Source organism: Paraburkholderia sp. BGA-UO-ETr-F12, assembly GCF_059567945.1.
Map to the genome: position 1 here is coordinate 459,422 of NZ_JCAQOZ010000046.1, position 15,893 is coordinate 475,314.

19 protein-coding genes and 1 pseudogene are annotated in these 15,893 nt (G+C 60.9%); 12 read left to right on the forward strand and 8 right to left on the reverse strand.

Going from position 1 to position 15,893, the window contains the following annotated elements:
• Positions 1 to 417: 417 nt before the first annotated feature.
• Positions 418 to 729 (forward strand): BufA1 family periplasmic bufferin-type metallophore, encoded by a 312-nt coding sequence (locus AC57B6_RS21295; RefSeq protein ID WP_028194768.1) that lies wholly within the window; start codon positions 418 to 420, stop codon positions 727 to 729.
• 227 nt (positions 730 to 956) lie between these two features.
• A complete protein-coding gene (locus tag AC57B6_RS21300; protein ID WP_496422045.1) occupies positions 957 to 1,460 on the forward strand; it encodes a DoxX family protein in 504 nt (167 codons plus the stop codon).
• A gap of 93 nt (positions 1,461 to 1,553) precedes the next feature.
• Here AC57B6_RS21300 and AC57B6_RS21305 read toward each other — a convergent pair whose 3' ends face one another.
• The 5 genes and pseudogenes from AC57B6_RS21305 to AC57B6_RS21325 all read right to left on the reverse strand — a co-directional run bounded on the left by AC57B6_RS21305 (position 1,554) and on the right by AC57B6_RS21325 (position 5,111).
• Positions 1,554 to 2,438, reverse strand: a complete 885-nt coding sequence (locus tag AC57B6_RS21305; RefSeq protein WP_042274023.1) for a patatin-like phospholipase family protein — start codon at positions 2,436 to 2,438, stop codon at positions 1,554 to 1,556.
• A 162-nt stretch (positions 2,439 to 2,600) separates the two neighbouring features.
• The gene (locus AC57B6_RS21310; protein ID WP_030100360.1) at positions 2,601 to 2,849 is read right to left on the reverse strand and encodes a DUF4148 domain-containing protein; all 249 of its coding nucleotides are present in this window, start codon (positions 2,847 to 2,849) and stop codon (positions 2,601 to 2,603) included.
• A gap of 270 nt (positions 2,850 to 3,119) precedes the next feature.
• Positions 3,120 to 3,761 (reverse strand): DUF1109 domain-containing protein, encoded by a 642-nt coding sequence (locus tag AC57B6_RS21315; protein WP_474631764.1) that lies wholly within the window; start codon positions 3,759 to 3,761, stop codon positions 3,120 to 3,122.
• Positions 3,758 to 4,330: pseudogene (locus AC57B6_RS21320) on the reverse strand (sigma-70 family RNA polymerase sigma factor). The gene AC57B6_RS21315 and the pseudogene AC57B6_RS21320 overlap by 4 nt, the downstream one beginning before the upstream one ends.
• A 100-nt stretch (positions 4,331 to 4,430) precedes the next feature.
• Positions 4,431 to 5,111 carry a peroxiredoxin-like family protein gene (locus AC57B6_RS21325; protein ID WP_252890345.1) on the reverse strand — a complete coding sequence of 227 codons (681 nt, stop codon included), beginning with the start codon at positions 5,109 to 5,111 and terminating at the stop codon, positions 4,431 to 4,433.
• A gap of 281 nt (positions 5,112 to 5,392) precedes the next feature.
• Here AC57B6_RS21325 and AC57B6_RS21330 point away from each other — a divergent pair, with 281 nt between their 5' ends.
• Both AC57B6_RS21330 and AC57B6_RS21335 read left to right on the forward strand, forming a co-directional pair.
• On the forward strand, positions 5,393 to 6,085 hold the full coding sequence (locus AC57B6_RS21330; protein ID WP_496422046.1) for a DUF1223 domain-containing protein: 693 nt from the start codon (positions 5,393 to 5,395) through the stop codon (positions 6,083 to 6,085).
• Positions 6,086 to 6,163: 78 nt separating this feature from the next.
• Positions 6,164 to 8,266, forward strand: a complete 2,103-nt coding sequence (locus AC57B6_RS21335; RefSeq protein WP_496422047.1) for a protein-disulfide reductase DsbD family protein — start codon at positions 6,164 to 6,166, stop codon at positions 8,264 to 8,266.
• 218 nt (positions 8,267 to 8,484) lie between these two features.
• Here the strand turns inward: AC57B6_RS21335 and AC57B6_RS21340 are convergent, their stop codons facing one another.
• Positions 8,485 to 9,213, reverse strand: coding sequence for a cytochrome c biogenesis CcdA family protein (locus AC57B6_RS21340; protein ID WP_496422048.1), 729 nt, complete (start codon positions 9,211 to 9,213; stop codon positions 8,485 to 8,487).
• The gene (locus tag AC57B6_RS21345; RefSeq protein WP_496422049.1) at positions 9,213 to 9,653 is read right to left on the reverse strand and encodes a thioredoxin family protein; all 441 of its coding nucleotides are present in this window, start codon (positions 9,651 to 9,653) and stop codon (positions 9,213 to 9,215) included. The genes AC57B6_RS21340 and AC57B6_RS21345 overlap by 1 nt, the downstream gene beginning before the upstream one ends.
• A 237-nt stretch (positions 9,654 to 9,890) precedes the next feature.
• Between AC57B6_RS21345 and AC57B6_RS21350 the strand changes: the two genes are divergently transcribed.
• Positions 9,891 to 10,664 carry a YkgJ family cysteine cluster protein gene (locus tag AC57B6_RS21350; RefSeq protein ID WP_406869598.1) on the forward strand — a complete coding sequence of 258 codons (774 nt, stop codon included), beginning with the start codon at positions 9,891 to 9,893 and terminating at the stop codon, positions 10,662 to 10,664.
• A gap of 85 nt (positions 10,665 to 10,749) precedes the next feature.
• Here AC57B6_RS21350 and AC57B6_RS21355 read toward each other — a convergent pair whose 3' ends face one another.
• Positions 10,750 to 11,343: a TetR/AcrR family transcriptional regulator gene (locus tag AC57B6_RS21355; RefSeq protein WP_406869597.1), complete on the reverse strand. Its 594-nt coding sequence runs from the start codon at positions 11,341 to 11,343 to the stop codon at positions 10,750 to 10,752.
• A gap of 172 nt (positions 11,344 to 11,515) precedes the next feature.
• Here AC57B6_RS21355 and AC57B6_RS21360 point away from each other — a divergent pair, with 172 nt between their 5' ends.
• From AC57B6_RS21360 to AC57B6_RS21390, 7 genes are all read left to right on the forward strand, one after another.
• Positions 11,516 to 12,217 carry a glutathione S-transferase family protein gene (locus AC57B6_RS21360; protein WP_496422050.1) on the forward strand — a complete coding sequence of 234 codons (702 nt, stop codon included), beginning with the start codon at positions 11,516 to 11,518 and terminating at the stop codon, positions 12,215 to 12,217.
• 82 nt (positions 12,218 to 12,299) lie between these two features.
• A complete protein-coding gene (locus AC57B6_RS21365; protein WP_496422051.1) occupies positions 12,300 to 12,458 on the forward strand; it encodes a hypothetical protein in 159 nt (52 codons plus the stop codon).
• A 16-nt stretch (positions 12,459 to 12,474) separates the two neighbouring features.
• Positions 12,475 to 13,020, forward strand: coding sequence for a sigma-70 family RNA polymerase sigma factor (locus AC57B6_RS21370; protein WP_144194204.1), 546 nt, complete (start codon positions 12,475 to 12,477; stop codon positions 13,018 to 13,020).
• Positions 13,017 to 13,658 carry a DUF1109 domain-containing protein gene (locus AC57B6_RS21375; protein WP_496422052.1) on the forward strand — a complete coding sequence of 214 codons (642 nt, stop codon included), beginning with the start codon at positions 13,017 to 13,019 and terminating at the stop codon, positions 13,656 to 13,658. The genes AC57B6_RS21370 and AC57B6_RS21375 overlap by 4 nt, the downstream gene beginning before the upstream one ends.
• A gap of 159 nt (positions 13,659 to 13,817) precedes the next feature.
• Entirely contained in the window at positions 13,818 to 14,129 is a 312-nt protein-coding gene (locus tag AC57B6_RS21380) for a BufA1 family periplasmic bufferin-type metallophore (protein WP_028194783.1), read from the forward strand.
• 32 nt (positions 14,130 to 14,161) lie between these two features.
• Positions 14,162 to 15,085 carry an MNIO family bufferin maturase gene (gene bufB, locus AC57B6_RS21385; RefSeq protein ID WP_496422053.1) on the forward strand — a complete coding sequence of 308 codons (924 nt, stop codon included), beginning with the start codon at positions 14,162 to 14,164 and terminating at the stop codon, positions 15,083 to 15,085.
• A complete protein-coding gene (locus AC57B6_RS21390; RefSeq protein WP_496422054.1) occupies positions 15,075 to 15,854 on the forward strand; it encodes an HvfC/BufC N-terminal domain-containing protein in 780 nt (259 codons plus the stop codon). Before bufB ends, AC57B6_RS21390 begins: the two co-directional genes overlap by 11 nt.
• Positions 15,855 to 15,893: the final 39 nt, after the last annotated feature.

Here is a 15,893-nt window from a genome sequence, read left to right on the forward strand (position 1 = left end):
GCCGGACGGTTACGTCGATCGACGAATTTTGCTTCGCCACTCGGATGCCAGCCCGCAAGGAATAGCGAATGTACGTAATCGGCATTTTCGTTTAGCGATACAAAATAATTATGCTGAACGCGAGCCGTCAACTCTGTGCCGAACCCAGCCGGCACGCATGCGGCTCGTTCGTCTCCGACGACCGGAGCCACTTCATCTTGTCGCCCTCGACAAAAAACAGCGGTGTGCTGTAACCGTCTGCCAACCGGCAACGAACTATTGCAAGCGGTTTGGCCGCGGCGGTTCTGGCAGATGTCGACGCTCCAAAGGTCGAAAGCAAAAAAATAGCGATTCCCCTGTAACCGGACATCTCCAGCCCGCGAACTAGATCACGTATCCATCACGGGTACCTTCCATCCCAACCACTGGAGAAATTCAATGTCCACAAAGATCACGGTCAGCTCCACCCTCCTCGCCGGCGTTGTCGCGAGCCTGCTTGCATCAGTCGCCCATGCAGCACCACTTACGCCCGCCGAAGGAGCCGCTGCTGTCGCCGCACACAAGGAGAAGTGCTACGGCGTTGCCCTGAAGGGGCAAAACGACTGCGCCGCCGGTCCCGGCACCACGTGTCAGGGCACGTCCGCGATGGATTTCCAGGGTAACTCGTGGAAGTTCGTTCAGGGCGGCACCTGCACGAGTATCGAAGTGCCGGGTGGCGGCCACGGCTCGCTCACTCCGTTGAAGTCCTGATTCGGCGAACGACACGAGGAACGGGGCGGCCATGGGCAATTCCACGGTGACAACGGCAGTCAGCCAGACAGACCGCCCCTCCACGCGATGCCTGCCGCACACGGGATTGGTTGCACCCGTTTCAGCCATCAGCAAGTGCCTGCGATCCTCGCGGACGGACTGGCCGACCTGACAGGGATGATCCCCGCCGGCGTGTTTGTCGCCGTCCAACTTGGAGATTCATTGAGATGTCGAACCTACAGAACGTAAAACTGCCGATTCCGGATGTAGTCGTATCCGCGATTGGCACGGCGAGGCGGCTGATCCAGCAGCTCGCACAACCGTGGCTCGTTCAACTCGTCCTGCGGCTTGCTCTGGCTGTGCCGTTCTGGAAGTCGGGCATTCTCAAATGGCACGGCTTCCTTCAACTGAGCGATACGGCGATCGACCTGTTCACGGACGAGTTCAAGTTGCACCTCCCAGGCGGCCCGTATCCGTTTCCCGCCCCAGCTGTTTTTGCGTTTCTGTCGGGCCTCGGCGAGGTGACATTCCCGGTGCTGCTCGTGCTCGGCCTCGGAACCCGGTTCGCCGCGGCCGGCCTGATATTGATGACGTGCATTGTCGAGCTGACCGTACCGGACGGCTGGCCCATCCATCTGACCTGGTTGGCGATGGCACTGGGAATTGCAGCCTGGGGGCCTGGCCTGATATCGATGGACTACCTGCTTGGCGACAGGTCGCCCAGGTCGTGACCGGGTGCTGTCATGGCGATGCGCAACTGCGTAAGAGAGCGACTGAATCGCGGCAACGATGCCACTGTCGTTTAGCGCTTCTGCTCGCTCCAGTCATGCATGCGTGTGTTCGCGTAGTTCACCCGGGATAAGTCCGCGCTCAAGACCGCCTTCGTGCAACCATGCACGCGTCTTCGCGGCCGCACGCTCAATCAGGCGGTCGCACTGCGTGTAGTCGTAAGGCGATACATCGAGCGGACACAGTGGCGGCACAACAAAGATCTCTGCGCGGGATGAGTAGGATTCCAGATCGCGCACAAGCTGACGCGCAATAAGAAGTGTCAGCGCATGCATGGCCTGCGCGATTGGGTTACCGGGCGGCTTGCGGATTGCGCAGGCAAACCCGGCCGGAAGCACAATGACGCGTGTCGCACCCAGTGAAATGGCCACGGAGATCGGCGTATTGTTGGCCACGCCGCCATCGACCAGATCCACGCCGTCAATGCGCACCGGCGGGAACACACCGGGAATCGCAGCGCTCGCGAGGACGGCGTCCACCAGCGGGCCAGACGACAGGATAATTTCTTTGCCGCTTTGCATGTCCGTCGCCACGATGTGAAGTGGTATGGCCGCATGCTCGACCCGGGAAAACGACAAATTCTTTTCCAGCAGCATGCGCAGCGCTGTGGCTTCGACAAGGTGGGAGCGGCGACTCAGCACCATCTCGAGCAACCCGAACATGGTGAGCGGCATGATGTCCCGCCGCCTGATCCGACACCACAGCGATTCGAGCTTGGCTACGCAATCGCCGTCGGGCCGGCCAGCAAAATACGCCGCATTGATCGCACCGGCGGATGCGCCAATCACGCAACCCGGATGCACACCATGATCGAGCAGCTCGCGCAGCATGCCAACTTCGATCGCGCCGAGGCTGCCGCCGCCTGCGAACACAAAAGCGGTCAAGCCGGGTGGCGCGGACAAATTCGGATAAGTGGACATGTCTGCCTCTGCTGCCGTGTAATACCGGATCCCTTCCCACCGGAACCAGGTTTGCGCATGCCACGAGACGTGCTTCACGCCGTGATCTTCCGTACCCGTATTACTACCGCGAACGGAATGAACCTCGACGATCAGTTTGCCTGGCTATTCCCTGCCCTCCATTCAGCGCCGGATGAAATTCGGCGTGCCGCCAGGCCCATAAGGATCGGGATTACCGAAACGCGGGATGGTACCGTTCATGCGAGCATGAGCCAATTCTTCACGCACCTGCTCGCGAGTCTTCGGACCTCGATTCGATCCTGCCGCCATTGAGTTTGCGTCAGCGGGCTGCACAGATTGAGCGCTCGCCAGCGCCGACATGCCGAGCGTTGCCACGGCCATGATCATCGCCAACTTGTTCACTTTCATCATTACTCTCCCAAAGGGGTATTGATGGAGGTATCGATCGACCGGCCCGAATGCCAACTAATCCCGGCCCTCCAGGTCCTCCGGAGTTCCCGGCGTCGATCGCTCAAGCACAGGCTTATGCCTGCGTTTCGTAAGGTATTTCGCCCGTTTGCCCGGATTGGTTACAGAACACGCAAAAAGTAAGGTTGGGTTTCAGTTACGCGGCACCAGGCTTTCGGCACGCATCTCTGCATAACGCTGGCTGAACACAGTGCGACCTTCCAGCGGTCCAACTCACCAGTTCAACAGCCGGGGCCCCAGCACCACGCCGGCAAGCGTGGGAATCAGCATGCCGAGGAGATACCAGACGGCCCAGAATGGCACACCCATCTCGGGGCAGTGGAAACAGTAAGCAATCGCGGCAGTCGCTCCCGCCAGCAGGCCGCCTGCGGCGCCGGCCAGCCTGAGTCGCGTGGGTGCCAGACCGCGCATCGCCCAGAACACCGTAATGAACACCGGCACTGAAAGCAACGCGATATTACGTGGACATACGCGCCACGTATTGCCCATGACGAGGGGCAAGCGCGCATCGGGAGGGGCCAACCACAACAGGACGAGCGTCGCAATCCACACGGCGAGCACAGGCGCGGCAAGCGCGGCCCATGCGCGGCCTACCGCAGATCCTGGCCGGGACAGTCGCGCTGTCGCCAGCAACGCAGCGAGCGTGAGGCACACAGGCAGAGCCAGCTTGATCCAGAACAGCGGCAGCTTCATCGCCGCGCCGATGTCGGGGCGAACGCCATAAACGAGTGTCATGAGCACCGTGGAACCGACACCGCCGCATAACATCGCGCAGCCGAATCGCTTTGCCGACACGTTGTGATCGATAGCGGGCACGCCCGCGGCCAGCAGTGAAACCAGATCCTCTGTCTTCATGATGCGCCTTGAAACTTTAGTGCCAATGCTTTCAAACCGCGGTGCACGCCAACCTTGACCGCCGACTCCGACAGGCCGGTGAGCTTTGCGGTTTCAGTCACCGACAACCCTTCCAGCTTGACGTGCAGAATCGGCAGGCGCTAGCGGTCGGGCAACTGTTCGAGCAGCTTGCTTAGGTCACGCCGGGCCTCTGCCGGTTCGACATCGCAGGTAGCGAAGATCTCGAGCTCGTCGTCCAGCGGCATGTGCAAGGCTTCCCGGCGCGATCGCGCGCGAAAAAAATCCGCCAGTTTGTAGCGGGCGATCGCATGCACCCAAGCCGTCAACGGCTGGTCCGGATGGTAGGTATGGCGTCCATTATGCACTGCCAGCAAAATCTCCTGGACCAGGTCCTCGACATCGTCTTGCAGGTGGAAGAGACGCTTTCTCAGAAATCCGCGCAGATGCCCGGTCAGGTCGCAGAGAAAGGCCTGATAAGCCGCTGCGTTCCCATCCAGACCCCGCAGGAATAGACCCTTCAGTCGTTCTTCGACGGGACTCGCAGGTCCATTTTCGGTAGTTCGGTTCATTGCGGGTTCTGGTTACAGTTGGCGCGAAATAAACTGCGTGAAAAACATTTACGCGGATAGCGGAGAAATGCTTCCCTCCCGGAGGCGTGGGGCGGAAATCTCATGTCCGGCCTCCGGCGGCAAGTCCGTCAAGAACCGGAAGCAGCTCGGCGGGGTCGGGACGTTTCGTGAAGTCCGGACTCACCTCGGCGTAAGCGATGATGCCGTCCTGGTCGATGACGAACCTCGCGGGCATCGGCAGCGTCCACGAGGGGTCGTCGTTGAAGGACGACAGGTCGGTCTCGAATGTGCTCAGGTACAGCTCGACAAGATAGTCCGGCAACGCGACGCGCAGTCCATAGGCGGCCGACAGTTCACCGCGCGGGTCTCCGAGTATCGGGAAACTGAGGCGGTTCTCGTGGATCGTCCTGCGGCTATTGACCCCATTCTGCGGCGAAATTGCCATCAGGCTCGCGCCACGGGCGACGATATCGGGCAGTGCCGCCTGCAGCGCCCGAAGCTCCAGATTGCAGTATGGGCTCCATACACCGCGATAGAACGTCAATACCAGCGGGCCGTCGGCAATCAGCTTGCGCGAACCGATCGGCCAGTGGTCTGGATCCTTCAGGACAAAACACGGCGCAACGTCGCCGACCTTTTTTGCCCGCTCAGCAAGACCGGATTCGATCAGTTCGTCGGTCGCCCGCTGGAGCGTATCGACGACAGAACGATGCACATTGTAAGGAGGCAGCCCGGACTCGAATGTCGCCTTGAAGGCATCGAGACGTTTCTGCAATGACATGACAGGGTTCTCCGGTTCGACGTCTGCTCACCGCTCGACAAATAGCGGGAAGGCAACGCTTCACCTGACTACGACGGACACTTACCTTTCGTCCTTTGGTCGTGGCTCGGCACCAAAGATGACACACGATATAAGCGGAATCGTTCCGCCTTTCCGGGTTTCCGGGCGTCCAGTAACAACCGATGCTGCGCGAGAAATTCCTTGGCTTTTTCTCGCCGGACTGTCATATCGCCTCCCCCACCTCGACCAATGCATGAACGATCCTCACCAGGAGTCAACTCATGCTATCCCGTCTGCTTGCTTCCGCTTCACTGCTTGTGGCGCTGCCCGTCGCCGCGGCAATGCCCCGACCGGTGGTCGTCGAACTTTTCACGTCCGAAGGCTGTTCATCGTGTCCGCCGGCTGACGCCTATCTGTCGGAGTTAAGTCAGCAGCGAAACGACATTCTCCCTTTGGCTTTTCACGTCACCTACTGGAACAGCCTCGGATGGAAGGACCCTTTTTCCCTCGATGTCGCCACTCAACGCCAGGCTGAATACGGGCAACGCTTCGGCGACGGATCCTACACGCCAGAGATGGTCGTCGACGGAACAACTGCCTTCGTGGGTTCGGACCGCTCATCCGCCGAGGCCGCGATTCAGAAAGCGAAGGCCGCGGATTCAACGTCCGCGCCGTTGTCCGCGGTGCGCAAGGGCAACGCCATTACCGTCTCGGTCGGTGCCGGCTCCGGAAGCGCGCAGGTGATTCTGGTGGGTTACGACGCGCAGCACACGACCACCGTCGGGCGCGGCGAAAACGGCGGGCGAACGCTGAAGGAGTCCAACATCGTTCGCTCGTTCGAGCCGATTGGTCAATGGACCGGCAAACCGGCCATGTTCACCCCTCAGGTCCCTGCGGGTGAGAAGACCGCAGTATTGCTCGAGGCACCGGACGGACACATTGTCGGCGCTGCCCGCGTGACCGATGAGCCTTAGCGTGCGCGCCCTCCGCCCCGGGGGGGACGCCTTATGAAAGCCCGATGTTCTTACGATCTTTTCGATGAGGAGCAAGCGATGCCCCGATTCACTCGCGTTGGCGCCTTCTTTGCCCTCGTCGCAACGCTTCTTCTTGCTCCATCGTTGGAGGCTCGTGCGGCGTCCTCGAACTGGGCCGGCGATCAGCGCGCCAGTGTGCGCATCATCACGGCAACCGACGCCGTTGCAGGCAACACGCTGCAGATAGGCGTCGAGTTCCGCTATCCGAACGGCTGGCATGGTTACTGGCGCACCCCTGGCGATGCCGGCATCGCGCCGATTTTCGACTGGTCGCGGTCCGGTAATGTCGCATCGGCATCCGTGTCCTGGCCCGCGCCGTCCCGCCTCGTTATCTCGGGTCTGCAAAACAGTGTCTATACGGGCGATTTCATTCTGCCGGTGAGCCTTAAGCTGGACCATCCGCACGAGGCGACCCGCCTTGCGCTGACGCTCGACTATGCGAGTTGCGCGAATGTCTGCGTGCCCGAACATGCGGAGGTGGCGCTCACCTTGCCGCCGGGCATGGACGGAGCATCAAGCGAAGCTGCAGCGATCGCCGCAGCGGCGCAAAGGGTGCCGCAAACGCCCGCGCAGGCCGGAATCGGCGTGGTGCATAGCATGCTGGAGCAAACCTCCGCCCGCCGGCGCCTGAACGTCGATCTGCGTAGCGATGGCACCCCGTTTCGGTCGCCGGATCTATTCGTCGAAGGAGCCGAAGCCGGTCTGCCCGCAGCGCCACAGGTACACCTTTCAAACCACGGCCACCAGGCTGCGCTGGAAGTCGATCTGCCACCCGCCGCTGCAGCGAAAGAGCCGCTGCGCCTGACCGTGGTGGACGGACCCAGAGCGGCCGAATTCACGGTCGCATCAGTCGTCTCCACGGGAGACGACGATCACGGCATCGTCGTCATTCTGGGCTTGGCGCTGCTTGGCGGCCTGATTCTGAACTTCATGCCATGCGTGTTGCCCGTTCTTTCAATCAAGGTTTTCTCGGTAGCGAAAGCCGCAGGCACCGAACGCAAAACGGCAAGGCGGGTGGCGCTCGCGACGGCCTTGGGAATCATCACTTCGTTCGGATTGCTTGCCACCGTGTTGTCCATCCTCAAACTCGCGGGCGCGTCGCTCGGATGGGGCATACAGTTCCAGCAACCGTGGTTCCTCGCAGGCATGGCCGTCGTCACAACGTTGTTTGCGGCGAGCTTCTTTGACTGGCTCCCGATCAATCTTCCGCCAATCCTTTCCGGAGGTGCGAGCGGTGCAAGCAATCGGGGGCCGCTTGTCGAGGCGTTCGTCGGCGGCATGCTTTCTACGCTTCTTGCCACACCGTGCTCGGCTCCGCTCGTCGGCACCGTGGTCGGCTTTGCGTTGGCACGCAGTCCGTTCGAGATCACGGCGGTGCTTCTCGCACTTGGGGTAGGAATGGCGCTCCCATTCCTGACATTGGCGCTCGCGCCGTCGCTTGCGACGCGGCTTCCGCGCCCCGGCCAGTGGATGATCCAGTTGCGCAGGATCATGGGTCTACTGCTGCTGACGACTTCGATCTGGCTGATCGCGTCGTTGTGGAATATTGCGGGTATGGCCGTCGCGTCACTCGTCAGTATCGTGCTGATTGCCATGCTCGCGGTGCGGGCCGCCGTGACCCGATGGGCAAGCCTGCGGACCGCGCGATGGTCAGGCGCAGCGACTGCGCTCCTTGCGTGCTGCGCCATTGCAATTTCCTCGCTTACGTCGCCCGGCGCAGGAGCCCGAAGCGCTCCACCGACCGAATGGCAAGCGTTCGATCCGAATGCAATCAGCACGCTGGTCGCCAGCGGCAAGACTGTGCTCGTCGACGTAACGGCGAGCTGGTGTCTCACCTGCAAGGTCAATGAGCTATCCGTTCTGGACACGGCTGCCGTGCGCACCCGGCTCAAACAGGACAATATCGTGCGCATGCGAGCCGACTGGAGCCGGTATAACCCCGGAGTGCTCGCCTACATTCAGGGTTTCGGTCGTTTCGGCATTCCGCTCGACGTCGTATACGGGCCTCGCATGCCACAAGGGCAATTGCTGCCTGAGATCTTGCAAACTTCGACGCTCTTCCATGCGCTCGACAACGCCACTCCGCCCAAAACAGCGAAGAGCAATTCATCGGCCGGCTGACATGACACGATTTCTTCAGATGAGCGCAGACGCAACCGGCACATAGCGCGGATCGACCGCTTCTTGATAGTCTGCTGGCCCTCGCACGGGCGGTAGAGGTCCGCGACCCATAGACCGGCGGCAATTTTCGGCGAGTCTCCCGTTATGCGAGCCATGCGAATGCAGCGCTGCGGACTCCCGGCAGCCATTCCTTGCGCTGCGGTGCCGCAGACCCGTTCTCATAGAGATGTTGTCAGACTGGTGAGCCAGGCCGGACTGACGGACAGGAGAAGGGTTTCCAACTCGCGGTCGACGCCGGTGATGACGACCGTCCCCATGACAACGAAAAGGGCGCCGAGCGTCCAGCGGGCCGTCTTGCCCCACGCGGCAAGCGTGCCTCGCACCTTCATCAGCGAAACTCTCGAGATCGTTCCGAGCAAAACGAGCGGCAGTGCCGCGCCCAAACCGAACAGCGCCATCAGGATAGCGATTTGGCCGAGGTCCTGACCTTGTGCCGCCAGCGACGTTGCCGCACCCAGCGTTGGCCCGACGCAGGGGGTCCAGACGAACCCCAGCAACAGCCCGATCATTGTCTGCCCGAGCAATCCGTTGCCTTTCACATCGTCGAGCGCCTGCTGGCCCTTCGCACCGACGACCGAACTAAGCCGGGAGAAAAACCCTTGAAGGGTGCCCGATAACATGACAAGACCGAAAAACACCATCAGGCCCGCGGCCCAGCGTCGAAGAATCTCAGGGTCCAGTCCAGCCGACGCTCCGAGGGTGGCGAGAAATATGCCGACGCCCGCAAACGAAATGGCCAGGCCGGCTGCCAGCGCGATGATGCCGAATCGATGTTTAGCCAACGCTGACGTCGCGAGTATCGGGAGTAGCGGCAGAACGCACGGGGACAACACCGATGCCGACCCGGCGACGAGACCTAGTCCGTACGTTGCAGCGGTGAATTGCATCACAACGCCTGTTCAAACACGGCCCGGATGGCGGCCTCCTGGGTCCGTCCCGTGGAACGCGCCACTTCGTGGCCGTCCTTGAAGACAACGAAGGTCGACTGCTGGGTTACCTTGAGTTCTCTTTTCAGTTTCGTTTCCGCATCATAGTCTGCGATGAAAATCGTCACCTGCTTCAACTTGGGGTCGGCAGACAGACGGTCGACAATCGGCTTTTGAACCCGACATGTTGGACACCAACTTGCGTGCAGATAGACCACCGCCGGCCGGCCCGATGACACGGTCTGATCGAAGCTTGCCTGAGTAAATGGCACTTCACCTGCGAACGTGGCGGCTGACGCCGCCAGCAACGCCGCGCCTACGATGTGTTTGACGAATCGTATCCGGTTCATGATTAGACCCTTTTGGCGGTTGGGAAAGAGAGGGAATTGTCGATGCTCCAATCCTAGTTCGGATATTCGGCAATATCGGTTACAGCGCCGCTCAAATCTGCTGCGCGCCTGTTCGCCGTTCCCGATGGGTCGCGTGTGCGTCCGGCGAAGCGGCGGTCCATTTCGCATTCTCGATGTAACCGAAGCGGGCTTCAGATCGAACTAGGGAATTAGCGATGGCGGCCGACGTTGGGCCGCCTTTCATTTCCCTTTGCGTTTCTATGTTTGCTTCTGGACCCCGAGATCGACATGGCCATGGATTTAAGCTTCGCATGCACGATGTGCGGCGATTGTTGTCACAATCTTCGTCTGCCCCTGAGCGTCAACGAAGCCATACGCTGGTTGGAACGTGGCGGTGACATTCAGGTCTTTTGTGAAGCAATGCCGTGGCCCGTCGAACCATCAACGGACGATGGACAGGTGCAACACAGGCGAATGCGGTCGTTTGCCGCCGACAGCGGTGAGCTTCCGATCCGCGTGATGGTGACAGTTGCGGCCGCCTTCGAGGGCGCCTGCCCGCACCTGCGACCCGATATGCGATGTGGCGCATACGAGGCAAGGCCCAACGTCTGCAGAATCTATCCGGCCGAAGTCAATCCTTTCATCGAACTTATGCCTGCGCACAAGGCTTGCCCGCCTGAGGCGTGGGCCGCCGACAGGCCCTCATTCATCAAAGGCGGTCGAATCGTGGACTCCATCACGGCGGATCTGATCCAGAACTCCCGTGAGGCAGCCGTTCGTGATGTTCCTGTGAAGGAGCGTCTGTGTGGAAATGCTGGTTTTCGTACCGCATCGCTGGCCAATGAGGGGTTTGTGACGCACACGCTACCTACTCATGCAATGCTTGATGAGTTACGCAGAGCGCTGGATCCTGCCGCGCCTGCTACGCAAGTGGTGCCGTGGCGCATCCTGTCGAATCGACGCACGACCGTAGACACCCTCAATTCGGTGGGCGCTCACGCGGAAATGCACACGGCTCTATTGCCGACCGAGGGCTACATCCCGCTCTTTGAAGCGAACTAGCGTCCGTCCCTTTGGATTCCGAAGGGCAGCAGGCTAGCCCTTGTATGTGCGAATGTGCAATGCCATATCCGCCCGCGCCGGGCGCTCAGTTTACGTGAGGCTCAAGAAGCGCCAGCGCTGGCCGTACAACGCCCTCCAGCAGAGCACGCTCCGGTCTTGTCCGGGCAAGCACCCGTATGCCGAGATGCAGCCCAAGCAGTAACCGGGCAAGATCATCGGCAGGCTGCGCGCTGGAAATCTCGCCGGTCTGCTGGCCCGCATTCACACAGCGCCGGAAAAACGCTTCGACCTCCACCAGTACGTTGGCGATCATCGCCTGAAAATCGGCGTCGTGTGGTGCAACCTCGAGCGCCGAATTGACCAGCAGGCATCCCTTACGGTCCCTGTCGCGGACCGACCGCTCGACGATCTCCCGGAAGAAGGCCTTGATGGCTTCCAACGGCGGCAGGCTTCGCTCAAATCTCGATACCCGGTCACCGAAGCTTCTTTCAATGTAATGTGCCAGTGCTCGTTCAAACAGCGACCGTTTATCCCCGAACGCGTTGAACAGGCTCGCCCCCGTAATTCCCATCCCCTGCGCGAGATCCCGGACGGATGTAGCGGTATAGCCATAGACCCAGAACTGGTGGGCGGCGGCATCGAGGACTGCATTTTCATCAAATTCCCGTGGTCGGGCCATGTTAACTCCTCGCATCGGGTAACGTTTTGCCGGTCGGCATTGCAACGTCACACACGTTACGATATTCTAAATCAACTGATCTAAAATGACCTGAGGCGATAGCACTTGCTGGGGTCCCACGAAAGCCATCACGCACGCATCAGGCGGTCTGAACGCAACGCACGGTAACCTCATGATCGACTTTTATTTTCACCCTACGCCCAACCCTGCAAAGGTTGCCCTGATGCTTGAAGAAACGGGCCTCGAGTATGAACTTCGGCCCGTCGACACCAAGAAGGGCGAACAGCATCTCGACGCTTTCCTCAAAGTCAACCCGAACGGCAAAGTTCCCGCAATCGTCGACAGGGACGGGCCAGGCGGGAGGGCAACAAGGGTGTTCGATTCCAGTGCCATTCTGCTTTATCTGGCTGAGAAGACTGGACAGTATCTCGGCGCCGCAACCGATCGCCCCGAACTGCTCTCCTGGCTGTTCTTCGTCAGTTCAGGTCTCGGACCGTTCTCGGGTCAATCGGTACATTTCCAGCATGCGGCACCGGAGAAGCTGCCGTACGCGATCAACAGGTTCCGCCGTGAAGCAGAGCGGCACTATCGCGTACTCGACGACCAGCTCGCAGGCCGCGAGTATCTCGTCGGAGAAACCTATACGATCGCCGACATGTCCGCGTGGGGTTGGATAGCACGCGCGGCTTTCGTCCGTCCCGGCACTGATGATCCGTTGGCGCCATTCGCCAATCTCAAGCGCTGGTTCACTGAAATCGACGCCCGCCCGGCTGCGATTCGCGCGAGGGCGGTCGGCGCCGGCTACGCATTCAAGCAGGAGATGGATGAGGAAGCGCGGCACGCCCTCTTCCCGTCCAACTACCCAGCCGCATGACGTACAGAGGCGCAGGGGAATTCATCCCCTGCGACAGGCGATCCCTAGCTCCGAAGAATCAGATCAAACAGGAACACGAGGAATGGAAATCAGGAACAGGCGGATGTCGATTACGGGCGACTCTAGCGGCATTGGCCTGGCACTCGCCCAGGTGCTGGGCGACCCTGCTGCACTCCACCGACGCTTTGCCGGCATGAAAGCCGTGCTCGAGGAAGCTGTTCGGGATCACTCTGCTCTTTGACCCGGGAGTCAGAACCGTGTATTCCGCAGAGCAGCGTCTGAAAACATTGCTTGTTGCGGGCCTCGCGGGCAACGCATCCGAATATCGCCTGTTCCTGTCCGAACTGACGCGCCACCTGCGGGCCTATCTTCGCAAGCGGATTCCACACCTCCACGACGACGTCGAGGATCTCGTTCAGGAAATCCTGCTTGCCGTACATAATGCACGTCATACCTACCGCCCGGATGAACCACTCACCGCGTGGGTCCACGCGATCGCGCGTTATAAGCTGATGGATTTCTTCCGGACCCGTGCTCGACGCGAGTCGTTGCACGAACCGCTTGACGAGCACGACGACATTTTCGCCGAGTGCGACGACGAGCCGGCGGATGCCCGTCGCGATGTCGGTAAACTGCTTGGTCGTCTGCCGGACAAACAGAGGCTCTCGATCCTGCACGTCAAGTTGCAGGGACTGTCGGTTGCAGAAGCCGCCCAGTTGACAGGGCTATCGGAGTCGGCCGTCAAGGTCAGTATTCACAGGGGACTTAAGGCTCTGGCCGCACACGTCCGGAGAATCGCATGAGAACAGATGATCTTGTCGGATTGCTCTCGACCGGCATAACACCCGTGCGAAGAGGCACCGCAGCCCGCCGCTTCGGCATCTCACTGCCTATCGCCACGCTTGGTGCAACGGCGTTGATGGCTATCGTGTTTGGCGTTCGCCCCGATCTGGCTGCAGCCGCCAAGACCCCGATCTTCTGGGAAAAGCTCGCGTTCCCACTGAGCCTGGCAATCGGTGCCCTGATTGCGACCGTTCGGCTGGCGCGCCCCGGCGCCAGGGTCGGAGCCGGATGGCCCGTCATGACGACTCCGGTGCTAGCCGTCTGGATCGCTGCAATCGTGATTGTCGTCACCGCGGCGCCGGAAGACCGGCTGCCCGGGCTACTCGGGCACTCGTGGCGGTCATGTCCGTTCAATATTCTTCTGCTCGCCGTTCCAGGCTTCATCACCATACTCTGGGCCGTCAAAGGTCTGGCGCCCACGAGTCTGCGGCTTGCGGGTGCCGCCTGCGGACTGCTTGCGAGTTCGATCGCCACGGTCGCGTACTGCTTTCATTGTCCTGAGATGAGTCCGGCGTTCTGGAGCGTCTGGTATATGGCTGGCATGTTGCTCCCAGCCGCGCTCGGTGCGGTGCTTGGTCCCAAACTCCTTCGCTGGTGAGCCACGCTCCGACAATACGCGCGGCAGTCCCCCTGATCAAATAACTGATGTCGACCGCCACAGGCAAAAAAACAAAACGCCTCTGTAACCAGACGTCCGTGACCCACGAATTAGATGACGTATCCATCACGGATACCTTCTAATCTCTGGAGAAATGCGATGTCCACAAAAGCCACTGTTAGTTCCACCCTGCTCGCCGGCGTTGTTGCGAGCCTGCTTGCATCAGTCGTCCATGCAGCACCGCTCACAAAAGCGGAAGAAGGCGCCGCCATTGCGGCCCACAAGGAAAAGTGCTACGGCGTCGCACTGAAGGGGCAGAACGATTGCGCCGCCGGTCCCGGCACGACGTGCCAGGGGACGTCGGCAATGGACTTCCAGGGTAACTCGTGGAAGTTCGTTCAAGGCGGCACCTGCACGAGTATCGAAGTGCCGGGCGGCGGCCATGGCTCGCTCACGCCGCTGAAGTCCTGAACCGGCCAACGGCTCGACGAACGGGAGCGGCCATGAACGATATCTCAGGAACAACCGCGGTTTGCGAGCGAGGCTGCTCGAGTGGCGTGACGCGTCGCGCTCAGGCGCCTGTCGGAACCAGTTTCAAGCATGAGCACCTGAGCGCGATCCTCGCGGATGGCCTGCAGGATGGCTTCTTCGAAGTTCATGCCGAGAACTATATGGGCGCCGGTGGTCCTCCCCACCGGGCACTTGCGGCGATCCGCGAGGCCTATCCGCTCTCCGTTCACGGTGTGTGCATGTCGATCGGCGGCCCTGAAGCACTGGACCTCGCGCATCTCGCGCGCTTTCGCGACCTGGTGACGCGCTACGAACCCTTGCTGGTGTCTGAGCACCTCGCGTGGTCGTCGCACGGCGGCACATTCTTCAATGATCTCCTGCCTTTGCCGTACACGAAAGCAACGCTCGATCACGTGTGCGAACACATCGGCCAGGTCCAGGACGCGATCAAACGCCCCCTCCTTCTTGAGAACCCGTCGACCTATGTCGCGTTCGCGTCCTCGACATTGAGCGAAACCGAATTCATCCGCGCAGTCGTTCAACGCACCGGCTGTGGCCTGTTGCTGGACCTTAATAACGTGTTCGTTTCCACGACCAATCACGGCTTTTCCGCCGCAGCGTATCTTGAAGGATTACCGCTTGAACAGGTGAGCGAAATACACCTGGCCGGACATAGCGAGCAGCGCGACGACGAAGACGAACGGCTGCTCATCGATAGCCACGACTGCGCTATTTCCGATCCCGTCTGGCGTCTCCATCGGGATCTCGTTGCGCGAATCGGCCCAAGGCCCACGCTGATCGAATGGGACAGCAAGCTTCCCGCATGGCCGGTGCTGCGGGCTCAGGCACTATCCGCGCGGCACATCATGGCTGAAGAAGACGCATCACTCGCCGAGGAGGTCAGCCATGCGGGCTGAACATCCTTCGGGCGGCCACGCCGCCGCGTTTGCACCGGGTTTGACGGACCCGTCGAGCGCCACGCCTGAAGACGTCATCGCCGCGCCGGGCAAGGGTGTGGTCAAGCGCTACAACGTTTATCGCAACAACGTCACGGTCAGCCTCATCGATGCGCTGGCAGCGGTCTATCCTGCTATCCAGCGCATCACCGGCGCCGACTTCTTCAGGGCGATGGCCCGTTTCCATCTGCGCGCGACACCTCCTGCTTCGCCGCTGCTGTTCGAGTACGGACGGGACTTCCCTGCGTTCATCGAATCTTACGAATATGCGCGCGAGATGCCCTGGCTTGCGGATATCGCGCGCATCGAGCGGGCATGGCTGGATGCCTATCACGCAGCCGACCTGCCTGTGCTCGCCGCCGAAGCGTTAGCCGGGATCGAACCGGCGCTACTCGCTAACGTCCGTTTCATGCCACATGCGGCCGCAAGAGTGGTGCGCTCACGCTATCCCGCCGTGGCCATCTTTGCGATGAACCGGAACGACGGCCCCGTTACGCCGCTGCGCTCAAGCGAGGCGGAGGATGCACTCGTGACACGACCCGAAGATGAGGTGCTGGTATCGCGCCTGCCGGCTGGCGGTGCGGCCTTCCTGACCCATCTTCTCGAAGGGGCATCGCTGGGCGAAGCGGTCGCGGCGGCGTTTGAGGAGGCGCCCTCCTTCGACATCCAGGGCAACCTGGCAGGGATGCTTTCAGCCGGCGTATTTACCGGCATTCGGCACGGAGATTGACCCGGCTGTCGGACCGCTTGCCCGACAGCCGGCGCCCGT

Coding starts and splice junctions, on each gene's coding strand:
- AC57B6_RS21375 (WP_496422052.1), top strand. CDS start 13,017: ATGAGAACAGATGATCTTGTCGGATTGCTCTCGACCGGCATAACACCC.
- bufB (WP_496422053.1), top strand. CDS start 14,162: ATGAACGATATCTCAGGAACAACCGCGGTTTGCGAGCGAGGCTGCTCG.
- AC57B6_RS21355 (WP_406869597.1), bottom strand. CDS start 11,343: ATGGCCCGACCACGGGAATTTGATGAAAATGCAGTCCTCGATGCCGCC.
- AC57B6_RS21360 (WP_496422050.1), top strand. CDS start 11,516: ATGATCGACTTTTATTTTCACCCTACGCCCAACCCTGCAAAGGTTGCC.
- AC57B6_RS21350 (WP_406869598.1), top strand. CDS start 9,891: ATGGCCATGGATTTAAGCTTCGCATGCACGATGTGCGGCGATTGTTGT.
- AC57B6_RS21365 (WP_496422051.1), top strand. CDS start 12,300: ATGGAAATCAGGAACAGGCGGATGTCGATTACGGGCGACTCTAGCGGC.
- AC57B6_RS21310 (WP_030100360.1), bottom strand. CDS start 2,849: ATGATGAAAGTGAACAAGTTGGCGATGATCATGGCCGTGGCAACGCTC.
- AC57B6_RS21325 (WP_252890345.1), bottom strand. CDS start 5,111: ATGTCATTGCAGAAACGTCTCGATGCCTTCAAGGCGACATTCGAGTCC.
- AC57B6_RS21340 (WP_496422048.1), bottom strand. CDS start 9,213: ATGCAATTCACCGCTGCAACGTACGGACTAGGTCTCGTCGCCGGGTCG.
- AC57B6_RS21330 (WP_496422046.1), top strand. CDS start 5,393: ATGCTATCCCGTCTGCTTGCTTCCGCTTCACTGCTTGTGGCGCTGCCC.
- AC57B6_RS21305 (WP_042274023.1), bottom strand. CDS start 2,438: ATGTCCACTTATCCGAATTTGTCCGCGCCACCCGGCTTGACCGCTTTT.
- AC57B6_RS21300 (WP_496422045.1), top strand. CDS start 957: ATGTCGAACCTACAGAACGTAAAACTGCCGATTCCGGATGTAGTCGTA.
- AC57B6_RS21390 (WP_496422054.1), top strand. CDS start 15,075: ATGCGGGCTGAACATCCTTCGGGCGGCCACGCCGCCGCGTTTGCACCG.
- AC57B6_RS21380 (WP_028194783.1), top strand. CDS start 13,818: ATGTCCACAAAAGCCACTGTTAGTTCCACCCTGCTCGCCGGCGTTGTT.
- AC57B6_RS21335 (WP_496422047.1), top strand. CDS start 6,164: ATGCCCCGATTCACTCGCGTTGGCGCCTTCTTTGCCCTCGTCGCAACG.
- AC57B6_RS21295 (WP_028194768.1), top strand. CDS start 418: ATGTCCACAAAGATCACGGTCAGCTCCACCCTCCTCGCCGGCGTTGTC.
- AC57B6_RS21315 (WP_474631764.1), bottom strand. CDS start 3,761: ATGAAGACAGAGGATCTGGTTTCACTGCTGGCCGCGGGCGTGCCCGCT.